The 4,196-nt window shown below is 69.9% G+C and carries 3 protein-coding genes and 2 pseudogenes; 4 read left to right on the top strand and 1 reads right to left on the bottom strand.

Annotated features, from left to right (window positions below; translation table 11 throughout):
- Positions 1-438: 438 nt before the first annotated feature.
- A pseudogene (locus ACZ49B_RS39085) lies at positions 439-783 on the bottom strand (IS5 family transposase); the annotation flags it as partial.
- A 654-nt stretch (positions 784-1,437) separates the two neighbouring features.
- Between ACZ49B_RS39085 and ACZ49B_RS39080 the strand changes: the two are divergent.
- The 4 genes and pseudogenes from ACZ49B_RS39080 to ACZ49B_RS39065 form a co-directional block, all read left to right on the top strand.
- Positions 1,438-1,728, top strand: a pseudogene (locus tag ACZ49B_RS39080) (RICIN domain-containing protein); the annotation flags it as partial.
- Positions 1,729-2,325: 597 nt separating this feature from the next.
- Positions 2,326-3,174, top strand: coding sequence for a hypothetical protein (locus ACZ49B_RS39075; RefSeq protein WP_468316073.1), 849 nt, complete (start codon positions 2,326-2,328; stop codon positions 3,172-3,174).
- Between the two features lie 225 nt (positions 3,175-3,399).
- Positions 3,400-3,660 (top strand): hypothetical protein, encoded by a 261-nt coding sequence (locus tag ACZ49B_RS39070; RefSeq protein WP_468316070.1) that lies wholly within the window; start codon positions 3,400-3,402, stop codon positions 3,658-3,660.
- 74 nt (positions 3,661-3,734) lie between these two features.
- Positions 3,735-4,193: a hypothetical protein gene (locus ACZ49B_RS39065; protein WP_468316068.1), complete on the top strand. Its 459-nt coding sequence runs from the start codon at positions 3,735-3,737 to the stop codon at positions 4,191-4,193.
- The last annotated feature ends 3 nt before the right edge of the window (positions 4,194-4,196 follow it).

Raw genomic sequence — 4,196 nt, 5'->3', positions numbered from 1 at the left:
TCCCGCGCGCTCGCGCACGGCCCCCGGCGTGGGGTCGTTGGGCTGCTTATGGATCACAGGAACGTTCCAGCGCAGAGAAGTTTCGCCGACGTGCGGGCGCGGCGGGTGGGTGTTGGATTCTCCGATCCACGAGGCCCTCGAGCGGCAGTGGCGCCAGGAAGGCTAGGACGTTCCAGGCGGCGAATGAACCGCGCCAAAAGGAAGGCACCGGTCGGCAGGTGCAGACCTGTTCCACCGCGGCTGACCGGACCAAGCCCGTCGGGGGCACTGTTCTGGCACGAGCTGACCCACGGGCTCGGGGCGGGCTGCAACTGGGTGACCGGTGGGGCAGTCAGGCCGGGTCACCAGGGGCGGGGGGCGGGCCGCTCGCGCCGGGGACCGCCGTGGTTCTGCGAGGGCCGACGGTTCCAGTGCTTGTACAGCTCCCGCTTTTTTCGGGACACGTGGCTTCTTCTTGCGCGCGCCGGCCGCGTGCTGATGGGCACGGCAGGACGTCGAATCGACGCTGACCATGCTCCAGTCGATCCGGCCCGCGAGGTCGGCGTCGGCCTGGACGGCGCACAGGATCCGGTCCCACGTGCCGTCCGCCGACCAACGCCGGTGCCGTTCGTAAACGGTCTTCCAGCTGCCGAAACGCTCGGGAAGGTCCCGCCACGGCATGTACCCGGAACAAGATCCCGTTGATCACCTTGCGGTGGTCGTCCCACCGTCCGCCACGCTGTCCCGACGCTGGCGAGTGCGGCTCCAGACCCACTCGGCATTCGTCAGATCACCCCGCCCCATGCCAGACACAACGAGCGAGCAATCCGACAGTCACATGATCCGCCGGACGGAACCTAGTCGATGACGAGGCCACCGGGCGGCAGGATGAGACGGGGAAGTCGCCGATGGCGTCCGGCAGACCGCCGGGCGGATTGTTCGGGGCACTGACTTATTAGCCGGATCATCCGGTGCGGGGCATTTTGAGGCAACCCTGCCCACGGGGTCAGGCTCAATGGCGGGCCAGGGACCTCATAAGTGCCCGGTCAACTGGCAGGTTGAGTCCAGTTGATGAACCATAGGGAATGACAGGCATGAACACCTCGGTCCTTCGAAAGACGACGGAAATCATCGCCCGGACCAGGCCGACGACGGACACCCGAAGGGGCTGTGACCTGCGGGGGCGTCGCGAATTTCGACGTCTACGGTGTCCGCTTGCCGGATATTCAGCCACGCACGGCTCGCCCCGCGCGTGCGGTAGTTCGGGTGACGTCGCGTACGACGGCGCATTCCACAGAACTACAGGAATTACTTTCGTTGCTGAACCGGGCGTAGTGCAGCCATCGCCCAAATTGCACGATGTTTGGCGGAAGCGCCGGCGCACCTACGCCGCAAAGCGCTTTCCCGGAACGTACCCGTCTCGTCTCGAGTCATCGGAGTCCCACGCGGGAGAGCTAGATGAAGATGCGGGCCAGGCGTCTCGTAATACCCATTGCCGCGAGCGCACTCTTCGCGGGCGGAGTAATCGTGCCTACCACGGCCACGGCTGAGGACCAATACTTCTACATCGTCAACGAGAGCACCGACATGGTGGCAGAAGTATTCGCCCACAGCCAGGCCGAGAATGCGTGGGTGGCCCTGTGGCCGAACTACGGCGGTGAAAGTGAACAATTTAAGAAGCAATTCACGAACAATGGTTGGTTTTTTCTGATCGCCAAACACTCCGGTAAGTGCCTGTCGGGCTCGAGCGCCGAGAGTAGAGAAGGACTTGTGGTCCAAAAGACATGCGACAGTGAGGATCGGTCGGTCCTTAACCTGTCTCAGCAGTGGAAGACGCGATCTATATCCAAGACCTCGGACGAGTGCGGCGACCCTAACCAGTGTTTTGGTGGATCGCGGACCATCCTAGACAACAGATGGTTCAGGTACAGGTGCCTGGACGCGGCCAACGCGAAGGCTCCCACTCCACCCGTACAGGGCACTGCGCTGCAAACGTGGCGATGCGTGAACAAGTTCAGTGCCTGGAACCAGGTGAACCAGAACTGGGAGCTCGTACGAACGCAGGACTGGCCTCCCCCGGCCTCCGACGTGCGGTAAGCGTGAGCCGACACGTTGCGTATTTCAGTGGCTCCCGACCCCATTGCCCCACGTCCTCGCCCAGCCCGAAGCCACACAGTTCCACGCCGTCCCGAGCGTAGAAGACTGTTGCCGGCGGCTGCTCTTGCATCGACACGTAGTGGACGGCTTCGACGCCCCTCCGGGAGATCTCTGTGGCACGTCTCGGTCCGCAACGCCCCCGGTGACCGGATCCTGTCGGACGCCGAGTGGGCGGAGGTCGCCGCCGCCATGGTGCACGCTGCGGGCATCGCCGCCCGCGGCGACGAACAGGCCTGCCGGTGGATCGCGGTACGGCACGCGCACGACCACATCCACCTCTTTGCGACCCTCGCCCGCCAGGACTGCCGGCACCCCCGCGTGCGCGGCGACATCCCCGCGATGCACACCGCCGCCCGGACCTTCGAAGCCGGCTGGGGCCTCACCCCGATGTCCCCGCTCGACCGCACCGCGCGCCGCCACCCGGTCACCGGCGAGGCCGAGAAAGCGGCCCGCCGCGGCCTGGCCGAGACCGCCCGGGAGTCCCTGCAGCGCACCGTCCGCACGGCGGCCGCGCTCGCGCATGACGACACCGACTTCCTCGATCGGCTCCGCGACGCCGGCCTGCGTGTGCGCGAACGACGCGACGACGACGGCGCCCTGCTCGGCTACGCGGTCGCGCTGCCCGGGGACCGCGCCGACGGCGGCACGCGCCCGGTCTGGTTCGCCGGATCGACGCTCGCCTACGACCTGTCCCTGCCCCGCGTCCGCGAACGCTACGAGCCCGTTGTCACCCCAGCCGACTGGCCGCTGGCCGAACACCGGGTCCGCGAAGCGTCCGTGCTACTAGGTCGCGCCGGGCAGGACGAAGGCGCGGGCGACGTCGCAGCGCTCGGTGACCTCCTGGCGGTGGCCGCTGAGCACTCCCCGGCCCTGGTCCGGACCCGCGTCCGGGCGGCGGCCGACGCCTTCGAGCAAGCCGCCCGCGCCCCCGGCGCCCGCTTCCTGGAGGGCCGCGCCCGTGCCGGGTGGCGCGCCTCGGCCCGCGCGCTGGAGCGGGCCCCCGCGCCGCCAGGGGTGGCGGCGCCGCGGTGGTGCTGACGCTGCTGATCGAAAGGACGGTCCCGCCACGACCCTGCGCTCCCTGACGACACCGCCCTCCGCCCCGGCCGCGCCCGCCTCCCCCGTGAGGGTCTCCCCGGCGGCGGCCCGCTCTCGCTCCACCACCACGCCCGCCGCCGCGGCCCCCGGTCAGCAGGCCCCGACGGAGGCCGCCGTTCCCGCCCACCGGCAGCAGGCCGCACCGGCCAGGGGTGCGGGGCGTACGTGGTGACGGCGAAGGCTCCCGCACCCGGACGGCAGGCCTTCCGTGCGTGGACGGACCGGGTGCGGGCGGGCCACCTCGGCATGGTGCAGGCGGACTTCGTCCTGTCGGTCCTGGCCGGCACGGCGGCCGTCGTCACCCTGTACCGGGGCGCCGTCCACCGGCCGCAGTCCGCCCCGCCTCCGGCCGGGCCGCTGGTGGCGCCCTCGGAGGAAGTCCAGCGGCACGCCGCCCGCGAGGCGGGTACCGCCCCCGGCGCCTGACCGGGGAAGAACCGCGAGAAAGCGGGGGGACGGATGGTGATGACGGGCAGCCAGCGCCGGGCCGGTGGCAGGGGTTGACAGGGCTCGGGCTGGCCACGGCCGGCTGGTGGGCGCAGTGGTCCGGGTACGAGGTCGTGGGCGTGACCTTGCCCCTGCTGGCCGGGAGGGTGGTGCTGGGAGGTGCGTGGCGCTCGGGCGCCCTGCACCTCCCGCAGGCCGCCGAACCCGCGCCGGACGTCCCTGTGCCGGTGCCGCCGTCCTCCGCGCGGGCCAAGGCGGACCAGGAGCGCTCGATGCAACTGCTGAAGGCGAGCGACGAGTCCGCTGACGACGGGCTGCGCGGGGAGCTGTCGGAGTTCGAGCGAATCGCGCTCTTCGGCGTCGCCCAACTCCCGGCTAGGACTACCCGCCGCCGGGCCACGGCTACCCGCGACCGTGAGGCAGTGTCGCCGCGTCCGGTCTGTCCGGTCCGTCGGACGGGATGTGCACCGGTGTTGGCGATGGGCCGACGTGGGTGGGTCGGCATTCGGTAGCCT

Source organism: Streptomyces sp. NPDC031132, from assembly GCF_055570595.1.
Note: the sequence above shows the minus strand (reverse complement) of the source record. Positions and strands in the feature narration are given on the sequence as shown.